The organism is Streptomyces sp. GLSS-08 (assembly GCF_056387915.1).
In genome coordinates this window covers 153,278-170,838 of sequence record NZ_JBWJAQ010000002.1, presented here as the reverse complement: position 1 = coordinate 170,838, position 17,561 = coordinate 153,278, and the positions used below count along the sequence as shown (strand labels likewise).

22 protein-coding genes and 1 pseudogene are annotated in these 17,561 nt (G+C 71.8%); 11 read left to right on the top strand and 12 right to left on the bottom strand.

Going from position 1 to position 17,561, the window contains the following annotated elements; translation table 11 throughout:
• The first annotated feature begins 293 nt into the window (after positions 1 to 293).
• The gene (locus AC0ZLC_RS03485; protein ID WP_476750362.1) at positions 294 to 968 is read left to right on the top strand and encodes a LysE family translocator; all 675 of its coding nucleotides are present in this window, start codon (positions 294 to 296) and stop codon (positions 966 to 968) included.
• Between the two features lie 53 nt (positions 969 to 1,021).
• Here AC0ZLC_RS03485 and AC0ZLC_RS03480 read toward each other — a convergent pair whose 3' ends face one another.
• The 4 genes and pseudogenes from AC0ZLC_RS03480 to AC0ZLC_RS03465 form a co-directional block, all read right to left on the bottom strand.
• Positions 1,022 to 1,645, bottom strand: coding sequence for a class I SAM-dependent methyltransferase (locus tag AC0ZLC_RS03480; protein ID WP_476750361.1), 624 nt, complete (start codon positions 1,643 to 1,645; stop codon positions 1,022 to 1,024).
• Between the two features lie 170 nt (positions 1,646 to 1,815).
• Positions 1,816 to 2,046, bottom strand: coding sequence for a hypothetical protein (locus AC0ZLC_RS03475; RefSeq protein ID WP_476750360.1), 231 nt, complete (start codon positions 2,044 to 2,046; stop codon positions 1,816 to 1,818).
• Between the two features lie 365 nt (positions 2,047 to 2,411).
• Positions 2,412 to 2,798: pseudogene (locus AC0ZLC_RS03470) on the bottom strand (DUF3662 domain-containing protein); the annotation flags it as partial.
• A 3-nt stretch (positions 2,799 to 2,801) separates the two neighbouring features.
• The gene (locus AC0ZLC_RS03465; RefSeq protein ID WP_476750359.1) at positions 2,802 to 2,975 is read right to left on the bottom strand and encodes a hypothetical protein; all 174 of its coding nucleotides are present in this window, start codon (positions 2,973 to 2,975) and stop codon (positions 2,802 to 2,804) included.
• A 240-nt stretch (positions 2,976 to 3,215) separates the two neighbouring features.
• Here AC0ZLC_RS03465 and AC0ZLC_RS03460 point away from each other — a divergent pair, with 240 nt between their 5' ends.
• The 6 genes from AC0ZLC_RS03460 to AC0ZLC_RS03435 all read left to right on the top strand — a co-directional run bounded on the left by AC0ZLC_RS03460 (position 3,216) and on the right by AC0ZLC_RS03435 (position 7,119).
• The gene (locus AC0ZLC_RS03460) at positions 3,216 to 3,380 is read left to right on the top strand and encodes a hypothetical protein (RefSeq protein WP_358855631.1); all 165 of its coding nucleotides are present in this window, start codon (positions 3,216 to 3,218) and stop codon (positions 3,378 to 3,380) included.
• Between the two features lie 2 nt (positions 3,381 to 3,382).
• Positions 3,383 to 3,655, top strand: coding sequence for a DUF4190 domain-containing protein (locus AC0ZLC_RS03455; protein ID WP_476750358.1), 273 nt, complete (start codon positions 3,383 to 3,385; stop codon positions 3,653 to 3,655).
• Positions 3,656 to 3,847: 192 nt separating this feature from the next.
• Positions 3,848 to 5,455 carry a protein kinase domain-containing protein gene (locus AC0ZLC_RS03450; RefSeq protein ID WP_476750357.1) on the top strand — a complete coding sequence of 536 codons (1,608 nt, stop codon included), beginning with the start codon at positions 3,848 to 3,850 and terminating at the stop codon, positions 5,453 to 5,455.
• Positions 5,452 to 6,210 carry a hypothetical protein gene (locus AC0ZLC_RS03445; protein ID WP_476750356.1) on the top strand — a complete coding sequence of 253 codons (759 nt, stop codon included), beginning with the start codon at positions 5,452 to 5,454 and terminating at the stop codon, positions 6,208 to 6,210. The genes AC0ZLC_RS03450 and AC0ZLC_RS03445 overlap by 4 nt, the downstream gene beginning before the upstream one ends.
• Positions 6,211 to 6,327: 117 nt before the next feature.
• Positions 6,328 to 6,585 (top strand): WhiB family transcriptional regulator, encoded by a 258-nt coding sequence (locus AC0ZLC_RS03440; RefSeq protein ID WP_476750355.1) that lies wholly within the window; start codon positions 6,328 to 6,330, stop codon positions 6,583 to 6,585.
• 99 nt (positions 6,586 to 6,684) lie between these two features.
• On the top strand, positions 6,685 to 7,119 hold the full coding sequence (locus AC0ZLC_RS03435; RefSeq protein WP_476750354.1) for an ATP-binding protein: 435 nt from the start codon (positions 6,685 to 6,687) through the stop codon (positions 7,117 to 7,119).
• A 60-nt stretch (positions 7,120 to 7,179) separates the two neighbouring features.
• Here the strand turns inward: AC0ZLC_RS03435 and AC0ZLC_RS03430 are convergent, their stop codons facing one another.
• Positions 7,180 to 7,611, bottom strand: a complete 432-nt coding sequence (locus tag AC0ZLC_RS03430; protein WP_476750353.1) for a hypothetical protein — start codon at positions 7,609 to 7,611, stop codon at positions 7,180 to 7,182.
• Between the two features lie 292 nt (positions 7,612 to 7,903).
• Between AC0ZLC_RS03430 and AC0ZLC_RS03425 the strand changes: the two genes are divergently transcribed.
• Positions 7,904 to 8,305: an SsgA family sporulation/cell division regulator gene (locus tag AC0ZLC_RS03425; RefSeq protein WP_476750352.1), complete on the top strand. Its 402-nt coding sequence runs from the start codon at positions 7,904 to 7,906 to the stop codon at positions 8,303 to 8,305.
• Between the two features lie 161 nt (positions 8,306 to 8,466).
• Here AC0ZLC_RS03425 and AC0ZLC_RS03420 read toward each other — a convergent pair whose 3' ends face one another.
• From AC0ZLC_RS03420 to AC0ZLC_RS03410, 3 genes are all read right to left on the bottom strand, one after another.
• The gene (locus tag AC0ZLC_RS03420) at positions 8,467 to 8,640 is read right to left on the bottom strand and encodes a CsbD family protein (protein ID WP_476750731.1); all 174 of its coding nucleotides are present in this window, start codon (positions 8,638 to 8,640) and stop codon (positions 8,467 to 8,469) included.
• Between the two features lie 171 nt (positions 8,641 to 8,811).
• A complete protein-coding gene (locus AC0ZLC_RS03415; RefSeq protein ID WP_476750351.1) occupies positions 8,812 to 9,153 on the bottom strand; it encodes an ANTAR domain-containing protein in 342 nt (113 codons plus the stop codon).
• Positions 9,154 to 9,301: 148 nt separating this feature from the next.
• A complete protein-coding gene (locus AC0ZLC_RS03410; protein WP_476750730.1) occupies positions 9,302 to 10,162 on the bottom strand; it encodes an alpha/beta fold hydrolase in 861 nt (286 codons plus the stop codon).
• On the opposite strand from AC0ZLC_RS03410, the gene AC0ZLC_RS03405 reads away from it, so the two are divergent.
• Positions 10,067 to 10,378, top strand: a complete 312-nt coding sequence (locus tag AC0ZLC_RS03405; protein WP_476750752.1) for a hypothetical protein — start codon at positions 10,067 to 10,069, stop codon at positions 10,376 to 10,378. The two genes, AC0ZLC_RS03410 and AC0ZLC_RS03405, sit on opposite strands and share 96 nt — an antisense overlap.
• 77 nt (positions 10,379 to 10,455) lie before the next feature.
• On the opposite strand, the gene AC0ZLC_RS03400 is transcribed toward AC0ZLC_RS03405, so the two are convergent.
• Genes AC0ZLC_RS03400 through AC0ZLC_RS03390 form a run of 3 tightly spaced genes read right to left on the bottom strand, consistent with a single transcriptional unit; the run spans position 10,456 to position 12,907 of the window.
• Positions 10,456 to 11,514 carry an ArsO family NAD(P)H-dependent flavin-containing monooxygenase gene (locus AC0ZLC_RS03400; RefSeq protein WP_476750350.1) on the bottom strand — a complete coding sequence of 353 codons (1,059 nt, stop codon included), beginning with the start codon at positions 11,512 to 11,514 and terminating at the stop codon, positions 10,456 to 10,458.
• Positions 11,511 to 12,602, bottom strand: coding sequence for an ACR3 family arsenite efflux transporter (arsB, locus tag AC0ZLC_RS03395; protein ID WP_476750349.1), 1,092 nt, complete (start codon positions 12,600 to 12,602; stop codon positions 11,511 to 11,513). The genes AC0ZLC_RS03400 and arsB overlap by 4 nt, the downstream gene beginning before the upstream one ends.
• Positions 12,599 to 12,907 carry an ArsR/SmtB family transcription factor gene (locus AC0ZLC_RS03390; RefSeq protein ID WP_476750348.1) on the bottom strand — a complete coding sequence of 103 codons (309 nt, stop codon included), beginning with the start codon at positions 12,905 to 12,907 and terminating at the stop codon, positions 12,599 to 12,601. Before AC0ZLC_RS03390 ends, arsB begins: the two co-directional genes overlap by 4 nt.
• A gap of 382 nt (positions 12,908 to 13,289) precedes the next feature.
• On the opposite strand from AC0ZLC_RS03390, the gene AC0ZLC_RS03385 reads away from it, so the two are divergent.
• Together AC0ZLC_RS03385 and AC0ZLC_RS03380 are read left to right on the top strand one after the other, a co-directional pair.
• Positions 13,290 to 14,546 carry a cytochrome P450 gene (locus AC0ZLC_RS03385; protein WP_476750347.1) on the top strand — a complete coding sequence of 419 codons (1,257 nt, stop codon included), beginning with the start codon at positions 13,290 to 13,292 and terminating at the stop codon, positions 14,544 to 14,546.
• 136 nt (positions 14,547 to 14,682) lie between these two features.
• Positions 14,683 to 16,341 (top strand): catalase, encoded by a 1,659-nt coding sequence (locus AC0ZLC_RS03380; RefSeq protein ID WP_476750346.1) that lies wholly within the window; start codon positions 14,683 to 14,685, stop codon positions 16,339 to 16,341.
• A 259-nt stretch (positions 16,342 to 16,600) separates the two neighbouring features.
• Here AC0ZLC_RS03380 and AC0ZLC_RS03375 read toward each other — a convergent pair whose 3' ends face one another.
• Positions 16,601 to 17,320 (bottom strand): ANTAR domain-containing protein, encoded by a 720-nt coding sequence (locus AC0ZLC_RS03375; protein WP_476750345.1) that lies wholly within the window; start codon positions 17,318 to 17,320, stop codon positions 16,601 to 16,603.
• Positions 17,321 to 17,561: the final 241 nt, after the last annotated feature.

Here is a 17,561-nt window from a genome sequence, read left to right as displayed (position 1 = left end):
TGGGGACGATCGTCCGGCTGAAGCCCCATGGAGCCTTTCGCCGCGAGGCGACCGCCCTCCGCCTGTCACCCCGTACGGCCCCGGCTGGTCTCCCCCGTCCAGTCGGGGTCTTTGCCGTCCGCCCCCTCCTTCCGGTCCGACCCGACTCCTCCGCACACGCGTTCGCGGTGTTGTCCACGGACGAGGAGGCGTGAATGCCGCCTCCCGGGACACACAGGGAGTCTCGACGGTCTGCACCGGCCGGTCCGTCGGAGTGCCGCCGCGACCGTCGGCCGGGAGAAGCGGAGCGAGGCATGTCGATCGACCTCATGGGATTCCTCGGCGTCGTGATGCTCGCCTATCTGATCCCCGGCCCGGACTTCTTCGTGATCGTCAGAGCGGCGGCGTTACGTCCGTCGCTGGGGCGGATGGCCGCGCTCGGCGCACAGACCGGTCTGTGCGTCCACATGCTGGCGGCCGCTCTCGGTCTGTCCGTCGTCGCCGCACGTTCTCCGGCCGTGTTCACGGCCATCAAGCTGGCCGGTGCCGCCTACCTCGTGTACCTGGGCATCCGGGCCGTGGCAGCCGCCCGGCGCGCCGCTGCGGAACGCCGCCGCGGGGCCGCGCAGGGCGGGGACGGCCGCATCCTTGGCCAAGGCACCGCTCAGGAGCCGGCGACGAAGCCGGAGCCGAGCCGTCGGGACGGCTTCACCCAGGGCTTCCTCACCAACGTGCTCAATCCGAAGGCGGCGCTGTTCTTCCTGAGCATCGTGCCCCAGTTCGTCGACGGCCACGGCTCGATGACCGGGCAGATCCTCTTCCTCGGCGTGCTGGACGTCCTTGTCGGTGTCCTCTACTGGCTGATCCTGGTGAGCGCGGCGGCGCAGTTGCGGACGCTGCTCGGCCGGCCTGCCTTCCGCGACCGATGGGACATGACGACCGGCTGGCTGTTCATCGCCATCGGTATCGGAGTCGCGGCCGTCGACTGAGCCCCGATGGACGGGGAGGGCCGGCCCAGGGGCGGACCCGGTCGCGCGTGAGGCTACGGGGCCAGGGCCAAGCCCAAGGAGTCGGCGCCCACCGGCTTCGGGGCAGCCTTCTCGTAGAAGACGTCCAGCTGCGTGATCGTGAAGCCCGCGGCCGTCACCAGGTCCGCGGTCGGTCTCGTGAGGTGGCAGCCGCCGAAGAGCCGCTTGTTGACCGGCTCCAGGCGATGCTGCCAGCGGCGCACGCCCGGATCCTCTTCCGGGGCGAGACCGTGTTCGAGGAAATGGAGCGTTCCCCCGGGCTTCAGGACCCGCCGCACCTCGCGCAGAGCGGCCCCGGCGTCGGGGATGGTGCACAGCGTCCAGGTGGACAGGGCGGCGTCGAAGCTGTCGTCCACGAACGGCAGCGACTGGCCGTCCAGCCCCGCGCGCCGGACCGGGACGCGTGCCGCCCGGACCCGTTCGCCGGCGAGCCGCCAGCCGAGGTCCGAGGGCTCGATCGCCGTGACGCCGGTGACGGTCGGCGGGTAGTACGGAACGTTGTGACCGGTACCGAACCCGATCTCGATCACCTCGCCCGTCAGGCCCTCGCAGACACGGCGGCGCAGCGGTCCCGCGGTCTTGACCCCGCACGCGACGTTGATGATCCGCGGCAGCACGCGGTCGGCATAGCAGCCCATGGCAGCCTCCGTGTCCTGTCTCCAGGATGGCACCGCGCACCACCCCCTGCATGCTCACTCGGCGGCGCCGAAAGCAGCGTCCCATCGGCGGGCGACCGTCGACGGATCCTGACGGCCAGGAAGAGAAGCAGGTCCGAGGCCTGTCACCCGCCCACGGACAGGGACATGGACTACAGGGGTGCCATGGCGACGGCGGCGGCGATCACGAGGACGGCCACGGCGACCGCGACGCCCCGGAGTCCCGGACCGCGCACTCCCGGGCCGCGGTCCCGGCGGCTCCCGCTCACCGGGAGTGCCAGGCGCTCGCAGCAGACGCAGTGGTCGTGCGGCAGGACCGGCGAGTCGAGCCAGTAGGCGCCCAGCAGTCGGGCATGGCGTTGCGGGACGGAGACATCGGTCATGACGGGGAGAACGAGCCGCGTTCCCGCCCGCCACGCCCCGGTCAACGTATTCGGCAGACCTTCATACATCCGGGCCATGTCGCGCCCGAGGAGGTTTGTCAGGTCCTGCGCGCGGAGAGACGAGTCCACCACGAACAGCCGGGGGAAGCGGGGCACCTCGCAGGCGGTAGCAGCGGGCGTCCGTCGATCCGGTCCGGCGGGCTGCCGACCGGATCGACGGACGCCCGCGGCACGCCGGGGCAAGGGCCCGTGTCTCAGATCCCGGGTTCCGGCAGCAGTCCGCGCCGGGGAGCCACGGGCGGCGCCTCGGCCGGAACGGGCGCGTGCGCCGGGGCCGTTGCCGGGGCCGGGTCCGCTGCGCCGCTCTGGAACGCGTCGGCACGCACGTGCCGCATGACACGGCTCGTCACCCGGTACCGGCCGTTGGGCAGTTGGCGGGACTTGGTGACATGCACCGCGAGCGGGCCGGCCCACTCGTACCCCATGCGCTCGCCGTGGCGGGCCAGGCTGTCGGTGAGCAGCTGGCCGACGCGGTCGCCGTTCCGTTCGAGTTCCTCGATGACGAACTCGGCCAGTTCGACGTCGTAGGCGTTGGGGACGACCACCCGGGTCTCGCTGCACACGACGGCGCTGTCGTCGCATTCGCGGTGCAGTGCGCCGAGCAGTTCCACGGGTTCCTTGTGGCGGATGTGCGCGAGCAGGGTTCCTCCGAAGCGCTCCAGCGCTCGTTCCAAGCCGGTGAGTGAGCTCACGCCCTAGTTCTCCTCCCTCTCCGCGAAGTCGTCCGGGCGCACCTGGGCCTCCTCCAGCGCCTCGCGCAGCGTCCGGCCGGTGCCGCCCTGCTCCTGCGGCTTCTCCGCACCGGCCCGGCCGTCCAGCACCTGATCGGTGCTGCCGGTCTTGGCGCGGTTCTCTTCGGGGACGGTCATGACAGAAGGCTCCTTGTCGTCGGGCGTGCCGCTTCCTCACTCGCGGGTGCCCGGCCTGCGGAGGTCGACTCATGCCGAAGCGGAACTACAGGAGGTCGTGCGGCGCCGACTCGTTCGAGGCGGCGCCCGAGTGCCGGGATGCGCAGGTGTGACGGTGAGGACACGGGACACCTGTATGGGCATGTTCCTACCGAGGCGATCCCCGCTGACGCCCGTGCCCGCCCGCGAACGGAGGTAGCCGTGCTGTTCCTTGTCGTGGCCGTACTCTTCCTGGCCGTCGTGCTCGGATCGGCCGCCTACCTTCCGTTGCCCGTGACCGTCGTGGCCGGTGTGGTCATCGCCGCATGGCTGGCGGTGTTCGCCGTCCGTGAGCGCCGACGGCGCGGCCGAACCGGAAGGGCGTGACCATGAAGCTGACCGCGCCCCCACGGCGGGAGACCGGCAGGCGGGACACCGAAGGAATGGCGGTCGCCTCCTTCGTCCTCGGCCTGGTCGGACTCCTCGTCATGAACTTCGTCCTCGGCCCTGTCGCCATCGTGCTGGCCGTCATGGCGCTGCGCCGGAACACCCCGCGCCGCTTCCGGGCTCGGCTCGGACTGGCGCTCGGCATCGCGGACATCGTGGTGCTCGCCGTCCTCATGGCGGTGAACGGCACCACGTCGTGGAGCATCCTCGGCTGACCGCGGCCCGGCCCTGTCGCAGGGCCACCATCCGGGACGGCACGACGGCCCGCCGCGCATGCGGCTTGCCGTCGTGCCGTCCCGGCCCGCCCCGAGTGCAACCGTCATGGCCGGAAACGTGTCTCTGTGCACACGACTGGAAGCGCGGGGGCCTCGGACACTCCCGCGCCCCGCGTCTCGGGGGGACGGGCCATGAACACTTGGGCAGTGCCGGGCTACACGGAGACACGTGAGCTCGGCTCGGGAGCGAGCGGGCGGGTCGCGCTGGCCGTCCACGAGGAGACCGGGCTTCCCGTCGCGGTCAAGTACCTCAGTGAGTCGCTGCGCACCCGCCCCGGTTTCGTCGCCGAGTTCCGCGCGGAGGCACGGCTCCTGGGCGGGCTCGGGAGCCGGTACGTGGCCGGTCTGTACGAGTACGTCGAGGGCCCGGACGGCGCGGCGATCGTGATGGAACTCGTGGACGGTCTCTCCCTGCGCCGGCTGCTCACCCGGGAGGCTCCTCTCGCCCCGGAAGCCGCACTCACGCTGCTCAAGGGCTCGCTGCTCGGGCTCGCCGACGCGCACCGCCTCGGCGTGGTGCACCGCGACTACAAACCGGAGAACGTCCTCGTCACCGCCGACGGCCACTCGAAACTCGTCGACTTCGGGATCGCCGCCACGGACGGCACCGCGGCCGGCATCGCGGGCACTCCGTCCTACATGGCCCCGGAGCAGTGGACCGGCGCTCCCGCCTCCCCCGCGGCCGACGTCTACGCGGCGACCGCCACGTTCTTCGAGTGCCTGACCGGCCGCAAGCCCTACACCGGCGACAACATGGCCGAACTGGCCCTGAAGCACGTGGACGGTCCCATCCCGGCCGACGAGGTGCCCGAGGCGTTGCGGCCCCTCGTCCTCGCGGGTCTGGCGAAGTCCCCCGGCCAACGGCCGCCGGACGCCGGGGACTTCGTGGCGGAACTTGAGACCGTTGCGGGCGGCGCGTACGGAGCCGACTGGGAGGAACGCGGACGCGGCCGGCTCGCCGCGCTCGTGGCCCTCTCCCTCCTGCTGCTGCCGTCCGCTCCCCACACGTCCAACGGCACCACGGACACGGCGCGCACGGTCCTCTCCCAGCACCCCGGCGGGTTCCGTTCCTGGCTGCCGGGCCGGCGCGGCCTGCTCGTCGCGGGTGCGGCCCTCGTCGCCGCCCTCCTGCTGGCGCACCGCGCCGGACCGGGCACCGCGGACACTCCGCAGCAGGCGGCGCAGGCTCTCGCCACGACGAGTACGCAGCCGGATGTCTCCGAAGGGCCGGCGGGTACGACGGAATCCGGTTCGCCCAGCTCCTCCGCGCCGGACGGGACTCCCCCGCCCTCCGCGTCCGCAACGGCCGACGGCTCCTCCGCGCAGCCCTCGGCGTCCGCCTCCGCCGGGGGTGGGGCGGCGACGCCGACGGCGGGGCCGACCGGCGCACCCACCGTGGCTCCTGCGGCCCCCGCGGCGGTCAAGGACGTCACGCTGACCGGCTTCCAGCAGACGGGTTCCGCGACGGGCACGGCGACCGTGACCGTCACCACCGACGGAACGGGACCCGTCACTCTCAGCGTCACCTGGTTCACCGGGGACACCCGCGGACAGTCCGGCACCCAGGACGGGGCGGCCTCGACGTACGAGCGGAGCGGCTCGACGCAGTACACGCTCCCTGTCGAGCACACCTTCCAGGGGACGGGCTGCTACTGGGGGGTGCGGGCGACGACGGACCCGGCCCCGGCGGGCGGCGACGCGTGGCAGCAGCTTCTGACCCGGGCGTGTGACCTCCGGTGAACGACGACCCCCGGGCCCATGGCGAGCGCCCCGACGCGGACGACGACTACAGCGCCACGGCGCTGGCCAGTCACTGGATCCAGCGGCCGGACTCCGACAACACGCGGTCGGACGCGGACACCCTGGTGGCGGCTCCGTCGGACACGACCGCCGCGACGGGGCGCCTCGGTCCCGCCTCACTCGGTGAGAGCGCGCGTCCCGATCCCGCCCCGCATGCCGACGCCACGCGCCTCGGCCCAGGCGTGCACCCCGACCGCGTCGACGGCACCCTGCTGCGCTTCGGACCCGGCGTGAACGCCGACACCGTACGCCGTGCCCACGTCAACCTCCCCGCGCAGCCCGATGCACGTCCGGGGCCGCGCCACCACGCCTGGCGCAGACACGCACTGCCCACGCTGGTGGTGCTGGGCGTCCTCGCGTTCCTCGCCTGGGACCGGGCCGCGCCGCCCGTCGACGTGCGCGACGTCACCGTCTCCGTCGAGCGGCCCTCGCCCGGCTGCGACGGCACCGCCGACATCGTCGCCACCGTCACCACCAGCGGTGGACCCGGCATCCTCTCCTACCGCTGGGTGCGCAGCGACGGCACGTCCTCCGAAGTCCTGCGCGAGAACGTGCCTGGCGGCCGGCGCACGGCCCGGCTGCACCTCCTGTGGTCCTTCCACGGCGAGGGCCGCTACACGGGTCGCGCGGAGCTGCGCCTGCTCTCCCCCGAGCGACGTACGAATGCGACGCATGTCACGTATGTCTGCTCCTGACCGCCCCTCGGCACGCACATCGGATCCGAGTTGGTTGTTTCACCCCCGCGTCTGAAGGTGACCCGGACAACGAACGAAGTCCCACCGACCGGAACGATTCGATCGAAGGAGACTGCCATGGAGAGCTGGCGGGACGCTGCGGCATGCCGGAGCGTCGACCCCGACCTCTTCTTCCCCGTCGGCAGCACGGGGCCCGCGGTGCTGCAGATCCGGGAGGCCAAGGCCGTGTGCCGCCGCTGCCCGGTGCGCGACGCGTGCCTGCGGTGGGCGCTCGACACGGAACAGACCCTGGGCGTCTGGGGCGGTACGAGCGAGAACGAGCGCCGAGCGCTGAAGCGTCGCCTGGGCAGTCGCCGCGGTGATTTTGCGGCGTAGGCCGCACGACGCGGGCAGCACACGCCCGGCCGCAGCACACGGCCGGGAAAGACCGGAGCACCGCACGGCGTCCGGTCCGCACGACACCGGGAAGGCGAGATGACGACCGAGCCCCAGTGGGACAACGACCTGGCTTCCACCAAGATGACCAGCTTGACCAGCACCTTTGCCGGTGACTTGCGCAACGTGACCGATGCCAGGATCGCCGCGGAGGACTACCTGCGCGCCCTTGCGCGCACGTCCCCGCCCGGCGCGCCCGAGCATCTGGACGACATCCTGCTGGTGGTGACGGAACTGGCCGCCAACGTGGTGCAGTACGCTCCGGGCGCCTTCCGTCTGGAGCTGCGACCCACCTTCGACGGCGTCCACGTGACGATGCACGACACGAGTACGGTGCGGCCCACCCCGCGGTCCTTCAGTCCGGACGGGGGCGGCGGGGGCATCGGCTGGCATCTGATCCAGGCGCTGAGCGACCAGGTCAGCGTGGTCCGCCAGCCCGACGGCAAGGACGTGCACGTCTTCCTGCCCTGGTGACGCCGGGGCGACCCGCCGGAAGCCGACGGGCGTCACGGCCGGCCGAAGGCCCGGGGCCGTTCAGACGTCCGTGGGCAGGCCGCTCACCTCCGCGATGCCCCGCAGTTCCTCGTCCTGGCGATGGCGTTCGCCGATGAACTCGGCGATCTCCTGACACTTGACGGGATCGGCCGCGGTCCCCGAGTCCGTGACGACTCTGACCGGCCCCTGCTCCTCCGTCTCGATCTCGACGATCTGGTTGTCCAGACGGCCCGTGACGGCGACCGCGACGACGAGAGAGGCCTCGTCGCGGACCTCCTGCGAGACGTTCTCCCCGTCCGCGCCCTCCAGACTCAGTTCGATCGGTCCTGCCCGCTGTTCCTGGATGGCCTCCAGCACTGGTTCGACCATGCGCAGCAGCAGCGCATAGTCCGAGGGGGCCATGCGCAGGCGGAGCAGGTCCAGGTACAGGTCGACGGGCCGGCCCTCCGGCGGAAGTTCTGATTCGCTCATGGCACTCGACTTCCCCGATGTAGGCGACGTGATCGCATCTGCATCCAGAATGGTGCGCCCGCGCGCATGCCGCCGCTCGAGAGGTCTCGCCGGTACGGCGCCCGGGTGGCCGCGGCCTCCCGGCCGCCCGCGTCGGGCGCCCGCCGACGCGGCGGAGCAACGTGCGTCCCGTCACCTTTGTGTGAATCCCCCATTTGCGTGAGCATCATGCGCGCAACGGGGGTAGTAGGGGGCTTTAGGCCCGTTCCCCCGGAGGCTTCCCTTGATCCCGATCGTGCACAGGACGCTCGTCATGCAGCTCGAGGCAGGCGGCACCGGCCGCTTCTCCGTACTGGCGCACATGACGTACGAAGCCGACGATCCGTTCGCCGTCACCGTCGTGTTCAGCCACGACGGCCGGGTCCTCGCCCGGTGGAGACTCGACCGCCAGATGATGGCCGACGGAATGGAACGTCCGGTCGGTGAGGGGGACGTGCGGATGGGTCCGCAGGCCACCGGGCTGTGGCGGGAGCTGCGCATGGAGTTCCTCGGTGAGCCCCACACCGACGGAAACCGGCACCACGCTGTGATCCTGGCCTGGGCCCCGGCCGTCATGTCCTTCCTGGACGAGACCTACGAGGTCGTCCCACCGGGGCAGGAGAAGGTCTCCGTCGACGATTTCCTCGCCGAACTGATCGCGGGTGCGGAGGGGTGACGTCCGGATCCACGAGGGACGACGGGCACCTCTGACTCCGGGGAGCCTTTGCCCTCGGATACGCAACGGCCGCACGACATATCCGGATATCGGGAACGGGAACGCAGCAGGGTCCGCCACACGTGATCTCGGCGGACCCCGTCCGCGTGCACGGGTACCGGTCAGTGGCCCAGTGCGTCCTTCACCTTCTCCTTGGCCTGCCGCGCGTCGCCCTTGGACTGTCCTGCCGCTCCCTCGGTGGTCATGCGTTCATTGCCCACCGCGCGTCCCACTGCTTCCTTCGCCTTGCCCTTGGCCTGCTCCCCCTTGGCCTTCGCCTTCTGGTCCTTGGCCACCACAGCTCACATCCTCAGTGCTCCAGCAATGCGGATCCATTTTACGACTGACCGCAACAAATGGCTCCAAACCCATCCCATCGGGTGGTCGATGACGCCGGGCGTGCCGTGCCCGGGGGCCTGACGCCGGCGCCGACGTGACGCGGGGCGTTCCGCGGGGGCACCGGGCCGTCAGGAGTACGGACCGTCCATCCGTCGCCGGGCCCGGGCCGACCGGATCCCGCGTTCCAGCTCGTCCTTGACGGCCTCGGGCAGCTCTCCCGTCCGAGCCCACTCCAGGACCGCTTCCGCCACCTTCCGCAGCTTCACATTCGTCCGCTGGGAGACCTCGCGCAGCACGTCCCAGCCCTCGGCTGGCGTCAGCTCCCCCCTCGCCAGGACGACACCGATGGCCTGGTCGATCGTCGCGTGCGAGTGGACCGCACGCTTCAGCTGGAGGTTCTCGTCCTCCAGCTGCACGAGCCGCTCCGCGTCCTGCTCCCACCCCTGGGGAGCGAGTCGCCCTTCATGCATGTCCGACGTCAAGGTCGCCTCCGGGGTCCGGGGAGTCCGGCGCCAAAGATCACTCTCCAGTGTGCCCCTGCTGCCGGGGCCGATGCAGCCCGGACTCCGGGACCCGCACGGCGGCGGCTCGCCGTACGGGCCGCCGCCGGACGCCGGGTCAGCCGCCGAAGAAGTCACCGAGACAGGCCGCGAGCTCGTCCGGGGCCTGCTCGGCCACGTGGTGGCCGGAGTCGATCCCGTGACCTCGCACGTCGGGCGCCCAGTCCCGCCAGATCTCCAGCGGATCCCCGTAGAGGTCCTCCAGGTCGTCCCGGAGGGACCACAGGACCAGCGCGGGGCACTGGATCCGCACCCCGTCGGCCCGGTCGGCTTCTTCGTGGCGCCGGTCGACGGTGAGACCGGCCCGGTAGTCCTCCAGCATCGCCCGCACCACGTCCGGGTTCCTGGTGGCCTCGCGCCACTCCTCGTAGTTCTCCTGCCCCATGACCGCCGGGTCGCCGCGGTACCAGCGGTCCGGGTCGGCGTTGATGACCCGCTCGGGAACGTCCGGCTGGGCGAAGAAGAACCAGTGCCACCACTGCGTGGCGAACTTCGCGGTGACACGGGACAGATGCTCGCTGATCGGCAGACAGTCGAGCAGTGCCACCCGGGAGACCGCGTCGGGGTGGTCGAGGGCGAGACGCAGGGCGACGGCACCTCCGCGGTCGTGTCCGGCGAGCGCGAACCGGGTGTGCCCGAGCGAGCGCATGACCGCCACCAGGTCGTCGGCGACCGCCCGCTTGGAGTATCCGCTGTGGTCCGGTGTCGGCGCAGGACCCCGGGACCGGCCGTAGCCCCTCAGGTCGGGGCAGACGACCGTGAATCCCCGCCGGACCAGCTGCGGGGCCACCCGGTGCCAGGTCGCCGAGGTCCGGGGATGCCCGTGCAGCAGCAGCACGGGCGGGCCCTCCCCGCCGTGACGTACGAAGAGGGACGCTTCCTTCAACTGGACCGTTTCTGCTTCGAAGTCTTCGAACATGGTCACCGCGTCCCTCGAACCCGCGTCGGCAAACTACCGGGCGGAGGCGGCGCGCACGAAAAGGCGGAACGGGAGACCCGCCGGATCGAACAGCACACGGACGTCGTCCTGGGGCTGAAGCTCGAGCAGGCCCGCGGCGGGGCCAAGCAGGTCCAGGGCAAGGCCCAGGAGCGCACCCCGAAGACCGGGCGTTCCATGAAGCGCGACCGCGCCTGACGCCGCAGGTGGGGAGGGGGGCCGTCGTCGCAGCGCCTCCCCACCGGGCCGGAGGTCTCCCTCGTGTGCCGGTGCCGCTACCCGCGTACGAGCGCCGCGATCTCGCGGGCCGCCTCCTTCGCCGTGCGTCCGACGCCGACGAGGGTCGCGGACGCCGGGCCGGTCCAGTCGCCGTATCCGAGCAGATGCAGCCGCGGCTCGTCCGCGGCACGGGTGCCCGCGGTCGCGACGTGGCCGCGCCGGCCGCGCAGCCCGAGGGGCGCCAGGTGGGAGAGGACGGGGCGGAACCCGGTGCACCAGATGATCGCGTCGGCCCCGGCCCGCGTGCCGTCGGCCCACTCGGCACCGTCGGGGACGAGCCGCGTGAACATCGGGGCGCCATCGAGGAGTCCGCGGTCCCGGGCCTCCCGCACGGGCGGTACGGCGACGATGTCTCCCAGCGACGCGACGCCCCGGGTGTCCGCGCGGCCCTCGTCGAGGGCGCGGCGGCGGGCGGTGGCCGCGTCGAAGAGGACGCGGCCGTCCACCTCGTCGGCCAGATAGCGGGGCGGCCGCCGGGTGACCCAGGTCAGCTCGGTGACCCGGGCGAGGTCTGCCGCTATCTGCGCGCCGGAGTTGCCGCCGCCGACGACGAGCACACGGCGCCCCTCGAAGTCCCGTGGGGTGCGATAGCCGACGGTGTGCAGTTGCTCTCCGCGGAAGTCCCGGTGTCCGGGCACCGCGGGCAGGAAGGGGCGCCACCAGGTGCCGGTCGCGCTGACGACCGCCCGCGCGGACCAGTTCCCCGCGTCCGTGTCCACGCGCAGCACCCCACCGTCCCGGTGCACGGCAAGGACGGTCACCGGCCGCTGGACCGGCAGGTCGTAGCGCTTCTCGTAGTCCCGCAGATACGACACGACGTGCGTCGCGTCCGGATACTCCTGGCCGGCCTGCGGGGGCATGAGCCGGCCGGGCAGTGAGGAGAACGCGGCCGGCGAGAACAGGCGCAGCGAGTCCCACGTCAGCTGCCACGCGCCGCCCGGGGCGGGGCCGGCGTCGAGGACGACGAACTCCAGGCCGAGGCGGCGCAGGTGGTAGCCGGCGGCGAGCCCGGACTGGCCGCCGCCGATGACGACGACGTCGATGGGCCGGCTCATGTCCCCGGCCGGCCGGTCGCGAACCGGTTCCGCCAGGCCAGCGACACGTACACGAGGGCCACCAGGACGGGCACCTCGATCAGCGGGCCGACGACACCCGAGAGCGCCTGGCCCGACGTCACCCCGAAGGTGGCGATGGCCACCGCGATCGCCAGCTCGAAGTTGTTCCCCGCCGCGGTGAACGCGAGGGTCGCGGTGCGGGCGTAGGACAGGCCGAGCGCCTTGCCGAGCGCGAAGGTGCCGAACCACATCACCGCGAAGTAGACCAGCAGGGGCAGTGCGATCCGGGCGACGTCCAGCGGCCGGGAGGTGATCGTCCTTCCCTGCAGGGCGAAGAGGACCACGATGGTGAACAGCAGCCCGTACAGCGCCCACGGACCGATCCTGGGCAGGAACCTCGCCTCGTACGACTCACGTCCCAGCCTCGTCTCGCCGAGGCGGCGGGTGAGGAATCCGGCGAGGAGCGGAATGCCGAGGAAGATGACGACGTTCAGAGCGATCTTCCCGGTGGAGATGTCGAGCCCGTCGCCGTCGTCGAGGCCGAGCACGCCGGGCAGCAGATCGAGGTAGAACCAGCCGAGCAGGCCGAACGCGAGGACCTGGAACACCGAGTTGAGGGCCACGAGGACGGCGGCGGCCTCCCGGTCGCCGCAGGCGAGGTCGTTCCAGATGACGACCATGGCGATGCAGCGCGCGAGCCCGACGATGATCAGGCCGGTGCGGTACTCGGGAAGGTCGGGCAGGAGGATCCACGCCAGCGCGAACATCACCGCCGGGCCGACGATCCAGTTGATGACCAGGGACGAGACCATGAGCTTCTTGTCACCGGTGACGGAGTCGAGCTTGTCGTAGCGGACCTTCGCCAGCACCGGATACATCATGACCAGCAGGCCGACGGCGATCGGCAGCGAGATGCCGCCGATCTCCACCTTGGCGAGAGCGTCGTTCAGGCCCGGGACGGCGCGGCCCAGGCCGAGCCCGAGTGCCATCGCGGCCAGGATCCACACGGCGAGGAAGCGGTCGAGGGTCGAGAGCCTGGCGGCGACCGGCTGATCCTCGGCGGTCGCGGGTGCTCCGGCGGACGTCATCTGCAGGTCCTCCTGCTGTCTGCGGCGGTGCGGGCGGACGCGGCCAGGGCGGCGAAGCCGTCGGCGAGCCGGGCGATGACCTCGGGGCGCAGCCGGTAGTACGTCCAGCGCCCGCACGGCTCCGTGTCGACGACGCCGGCCTCGCGCAGCACGCGCAGGTGGTTGGAGAGGTTGGTCTGCCTGGCGCCCGTCTCCTCCACCAGATGGGTGGTGCACAGCGTCTCGCGGGCGAGCAGGGTCACGATCCGGAGCCTGAGCGGATCGGCCAGCACCCGCATCAGATCAGTGTCGACTGACGTCATCATGGACTGATGCTTTCACAGACGTCCGTCCGGGGGTGCCGGGGGCGGACGAAGGCCCCGACCGGCTCGGGGGACAGCCGGTCGGGGCCGATCGAGGGTGGACGCGGAGGGCGGTCGCCTCCGGCAAGAGGCTCCACGAGGCTTCAGCCGGACGATCGTCCTCGTGGGCTATGAAAATGAGGCCCGGGGACACAGTTCCCTCCGCGCCCACGTCCGTGTCAACACACGGACCCAGCGGAATATTTCCCTTTTGTCCAGGAGGCGTCCGCAGGCGCGCCCGACCGCGAAGCATCCCGGGCATGCCGTGCCGGGTGCCGCGGTCGCATTCCGGGCATCCACCGGGCTCGAGCGTTTTTCGCACCGTCACGTCGGGCACCCGGGCCCCATGCGCACCTCACCCGGCCCTCTCGCCGACCGCACCGGCTCGCTGCCGCCGGAGGGCCGCGCCTGGCTGCCGGACAGGATGGGCCACGCGACGAGCCCGGCCGTCAGGACCCGGCTGCTCGGACGGCACGCCGGGGGCCTGCGGGGCCCGGACGCCGTCCGGTTCTTCTACGACGAGCGGCACGTGCACCGGCACAGGGCCGCGCCCGAGCGCGTCCGGAGCACGCTGTTCGGCCAGGGTGCGGCCCATACGCCCGACGGTGCGGCGTACCGGGCCCGCGAGGCGCTGCTCTTCTCGCTGCTGACCCCGCCGGCCCGCGTGGCCCTCCTGGTGCGACACGTCACGGACGCGTGGGACGAGGCCGTGGACGCCTGGCGGGTGCGGCCGGAGATCGTCCTGTTCGAGGAGGCGGCGAAGGTCCTCACGGCCGGTGTGTGCCGCTGGGCCGGGCTACCCCTGGACGAGGACCGGGTGGAGGTCACGGCGCAGGACCTGGTGGCGATGGTGGACGGCTTCGCCACGCCGGGGGCGCGGCACTGGCAGGCACGCCGGGCCCGCGCCGGCTGCGAAGCCCGGATCGCGGATCTGGTCGGGAGGATCCGCGCCGGGGAGGTCGAGGCTCCGGCCGGGTCGGCCGTGTCCGTCGTGGTGCAGCACCGTGACGCCGACGGGCGCCCGCTCGACGCCCGTACGGCCGCCGTGGAACTGCTGAACATCGTCCGGCCCGCCGTCGCGGTCTCGTGGTTCGTCACGTTCGCGGCTCACGCCCTCCATCGCTGGCCGGAGAACCGCGCGCCGCTGCGGGCCGGACACGCGGCGTACGTCGCTGCTTTCGCGCACGAGGTCCGACGCTTCTACCCGTTCGCCCCCTTCACCGGCGGCCGGGCCGCCGCCGACCTGTACTGGAGGGGCGAGCACGTGCGGGCGGGGGGTCCCGCCCTGCTCGGCCTGTACGGGCGGCATCGCGATGCGGGGCTGTGGGGCGACCCGTACAGGTTCCGCCCCGAACGCTTCCTGGCCCGCCCGGTGACACGCCACGGACGCGACGAACCGGTCCCGCAGGGCGGCGCCGATCCGTCCGGCGGCCACCGGTGTCCCGGCGAGGCCGTCACGACCGCCCTGCTGGAAGCCCTCGGCGTCCGGCTGTCGCGGCTGACGTACGGCGTTCCGGTCCAGGATCTGACGATCCCGCTGCGGCACATCCCGACGCGGCCCCGCAGCGGGTTCCGGATCACCGGGGTCCGCCCTCTCGCGTAGGCACGGCCACCCGGGGGACTCGAGGGCGACGACAGGGGTACCCAGGGGCCGTCCTGCCGTAGCGGATGAACGTATGACTGGAAATAGTGGTACATCGGGATAGAACCGCACATACGGGCCGAAGGAGTCGACGATCGTGACGGACGTGTCAAGCAAGGGTCCCGCCCCGGACGACGAGCGCAAAGCGCTCACCAACCGGCAGGGCCACCCGGTCTACGACAACCAGAACCAGCGCACCGTCGGAGCCCGCGGCCCGGCCACGCTGGAGAACTACCAGTTCCTCGAGAAGATCAGCCACTTCGACCGTGAGCGCATCCCGGAGCGCGTCGTCCACGCCCGCGGTGTGACCGCCTACGGCTACTTCGAGTCGTACGGCTCCTGGGGCGACGAGCCCATCAGCCGCTTCACGCGCGCGAAGGTCTTCGCCGAGCGCGGCAAGCGCACAGACCTCGCCGTCCGGTTCTCCACCGTCATCGGCGGCCGGGACTCCTCGGAGGCGGCCCGCGACCCGCGCGGTTTCGCGGTGAAGCTCTACACCGAGGACGGCAACTGGGACCTCGTCGGCAACAACCTCGGGGTGTTCTTCATCCGGGACGCCATCAAGTTCCCGGACGTCATCCACGCGCTCAAGCCGGACCCGGTCACCTTCGAGCAGCAGCCGCGCCGGATCTTCGACTTCATGTCGCAGACCCCCGAGTCCATGCACATGCTCATCAACCTCTTCAGCCCGCGCGGCATCCCGGCCGACTACCGCCACATGCAGGGCTTCGGCGTCAACACGTACAAGTGGGTGAACCAGGAGGGCAGCACCGTCCTGGTCAAGTACCACTGGATGCCCAAGCAGGGCGTGCGCAGCATGACCGAGGAGGACGCCGCGAACGTCCAGGCCCAGGGTCTCGGCCACGCCACCAAGGACCTCTACGAGGCGGTGGAGCGCGGCGAGTACCCGGAGTGGGAACTGCTGGTCCAGATGATGGAGGACCACGACCACCCGGAGCTGGACTTCGACCCCCTGGACGACACCAAGACCTGGCCGGAGCAGGACTTCCCGCCCCGGCCGGTGGGCAGGATGGTGCTCAACCGGATGCCGGAGAACTACTTCGCGGAGAACGAGCAGATCTCGTTCGGCACCGGTGTGCTGGTGGACGGCCTGGACTTCTCCGACGACAAGATGCTCGTGGGCCGGACGTTCTCCTACAGCGACACCCAGCGCTACCGGGTCGGCCCGAACTACCTCCAGCTTCCGGTCAACCGGGCCAAGAACGCCGACGTGCGCACCAACCAGCGCGACGGGCAGATGGCCTACCACCAGGACGGCGGCGGCGAGAACCCGATCGTCAACTACGAGCCGTCGATCACCGGCGGCCTGCGTGAGGCGCAGTACCCGTCCCACGACGAGCAGGGGCCGGAGATCCACGGCCGGGTCACCCGCAAGCGCATCCCCCGCACCAACGACTACCTGCAGGCGGGTCAGCGCTATCAGCTGATGGAGCAGTGGGAGCGGGACGACCTGGTGAAGAACTTCACCACCCTGCTGTCCCAGTGCGACCGGCCGGTGCAGGAGCGGATGGTGTGGCACTTCCTGCTGGTGGAGAACGAGCTCGGTCTGAGGGTCGGTGAGGGGCTCGGCATCAGCCCCCGGGACGTCGCCGGTCTCGAGCCGCTGGCCAGCCAGGATCTGACCGACGACGACCGCAAGCGGCTCGCCAACCTGGGCGAGAACGAGCCCCGGGACGTGTCCGGCCTGACGATGACGCACTGCGTCCCCAACACCCGTCAAGAGGTCGGCCGCTGACGCTTCGTCAGCGGATGGCCGGCCCGGACGCCGGACACGTACCACCGCGTAGGGACGATCGGACACGACGCGGCTCCGCGGCCGGTCGCAACGGGAGCTGCGCCGGCCGCGGAGCCGCGTCACGGGGGAGCGGCAGGCGGCCGTCTCACTCCTGCCCGGCGCCCTCCCCCATACTGCCCGGCGCCCTCCCCCGTACTGCGACGGACTGGTCGTCGGGCAGGTGGCTGTCCGCGGCCCTGTCCACCGCGCGGCCGTCTCGTCAGCCCGCCTCCGGCAGCGCCGGCCGCCGTGTCGCGAGGCTCTTCTGCAGGTGATGGCGGATGTCACTGGCCAGATGCCCCGTCTGGGCCCACTCGACGATCAGCTCGGCGACGTGCCGCATCTTGATGTTGGTGTGCTGGGAGATCTCCCGTACGACGTGCCAGGCGTCCTCGGTGCGCAGACCGGCCAGCGCGACGACGATGCCGATGGCCTGGTCGACGACGGCGTGCGAGGACACGGCCTGCTGGAGCTGAGCCAGCTCGTCATGGCGCGCCGCCGTCCGGCCGCCCCTGTCGGCGGCCGTGCCGCCTCCCGGGATGCCGGTCGCGTCCGCGGGCACGCGGCTCGCGCACGCGTGGACCGCCGCCCCCAGCGTCGCGAAGACCGGGACCGGGGCGAGGCCGAGAGCAAGCCTCAGCAGCGGGTCGACGTCCTGGGCCGGGCCCGCCAGCAGCAGCCGGGCCCGCGCGGCCTCCAGCGTGTGGGCGCAGTCCAGCAGTTCCCGGACGGCCGCCGCCGACAGGGCACGTACGTGCGAGAGGTCGACGACGACCGCGGTGTCCGCACGCTCCCCCGCCGTCCGGACGGCCTCGAAGAGGGGATGGTCCGCCCCGTCGACGGTGCCGACCGGGCGTATCAGCCACGCCGACCGCCCGCTTCCCACCTGGACGGGCAGCTTCTCCACCCACACCTCGGGCGCTGTCTCCGCGTGCTCCATCGCAAACGCCTCTCTCCCCTGAAAGCCCTCTGCCGATGCCGTCCCGGTCGCGCACGCGCCCCTTCACGTGATGCAAGGGGAGCGCGAGCACGCGGCGCCGCCACCCAACTTCGTGTACATGCCATCCGTGCGGCCGGGTGCGGCGCGAAGCAAGGGTCCGTATGAAGTGGGTCCGCTCTCGGCAGCAGGCAGTGCGGTGCGCGGTCCGGTCCTGGACGCCGCGGTCCCGGTCACGAGGTGA

What these genes read in the sequence shown, in the direction of transcription:
- AC0ZLC_RS03485 (WP_476750362.1), top strand. Translation starts at nt 294, where the DNA reads ATGTCGATCGACCTCATGGGATTCCTCGGCGTCGTGATGCTCGCCTAT.
- AC0ZLC_RS03480 (WP_476750361.1), bottom strand. Translation starts at nt 1,645, where the DNA reads ATGGGCTGCTATGCCGACCGCGTGCTGCCGCGGATCATCAACGTCGCG.
- AC0ZLC_RS03475 (WP_476750360.1), bottom strand. Translation starts at nt 2,046, where the DNA reads ATGACCGATGTCTCCGTCCCGCAACGCCATGCCCGACTGCTGGGCGCC.
- AC0ZLC_RS03455 (WP_476750358.1), top strand. Translation starts at nt 3,383, where the DNA reads ATGAAGCTGACCGCGCCCCCACGGCGGGAGACCGGCAGGCGGGACACC.
- AC0ZLC_RS03415 (WP_476750351.1), bottom strand. Translation starts at nt 9,153, where the DNA reads ATGCATGAAGGGCGACTCGCTCCCCAGGGGTGGGAGCAGGACGCGGAG.
- AC0ZLC_RS03425 (WP_476750352.1), top strand. Translation starts at nt 7,904, where the DNA reads ATGCAGCTCGAGGCAGGCGGCACCGGCCGCTTCTCCGTACTGGCGCAC.
- AC0ZLC_RS03435 (WP_476750354.1), top strand. Translation starts at nt 6,685, where the DNA reads ATGACGACCGAGCCCCAGTGGGACAACGACCTGGCTTCCACCAAGATG.
- AC0ZLC_RS03400 (WP_476750350.1), bottom strand. Translation starts at nt 11,514, where the DNA reads ATGAGCCGGCCCATCGACGTCGTCGTCATCGGCGGCGGCCAGTCCGGG.
- AC0ZLC_RS03410 (WP_476750730.1), bottom strand. Translation starts at nt 10,162, where the DNA reads ATGTTCGAAGACTTCGAAGCAGAAACGGTCCAGTTGAAGGAAGCGTCC.
- AC0ZLC_RS03375 (WP_476750345.1), bottom strand. Translation starts at nt 17,320, where the DNA reads ATGGAGCACGCGGAGACAGCGCCCGAGGTGTGGGTGGAGAAGCTGCCC.
- AC0ZLC_RS03440 (WP_476750355.1), top strand. Translation starts at nt 6,328, where the DNA reads ATGGAGAGCTGGCGGGACGCTGCGGCATGCCGGAGCGTCGACCCCGAC.
- AC0ZLC_RS03465 (WP_476750359.1), bottom strand. Translation starts at nt 2,975, where the DNA reads ATGACCGTCCCCGAAGAGAACCGCGCCAAGACCGGCAGCACCGATCAG.
- AC0ZLC_RS03385 (WP_476750347.1), top strand. Translation starts at nt 13,290, where the DNA reads ATGCGCACCTCACCCGGCCCTCTCGCCGACCGCACCGGCTCGCTGCCG.
- AC0ZLC_RS03450 (WP_476750357.1), top strand. Translation starts at nt 3,848, where the DNA reads ATGAACACTTGGGCAGTGCCGGGCTACACGGAGACACGTGAGCTCGGC.
- AC0ZLC_RS03430 (WP_476750353.1), bottom strand. Translation starts at nt 7,611, where the DNA reads ATGAGCGAATCAGAACTTCCGCCGGAGGGCCGGCCCGTCGACCTGTAC.
- arsB (WP_476750349.1), bottom strand. Translation starts at nt 12,602, where the DNA reads ATGACGTCCGCCGGAGCACCCGCGACCGCCGAGGATCAGCCGGTCGCC.
- AC0ZLC_RS03390 (WP_476750348.1), bottom strand. Translation starts at nt 12,907, where the DNA reads ATGATGACGTCAGTCGACACTGATCTGATGCGGGTGCTGGCCGATCCG.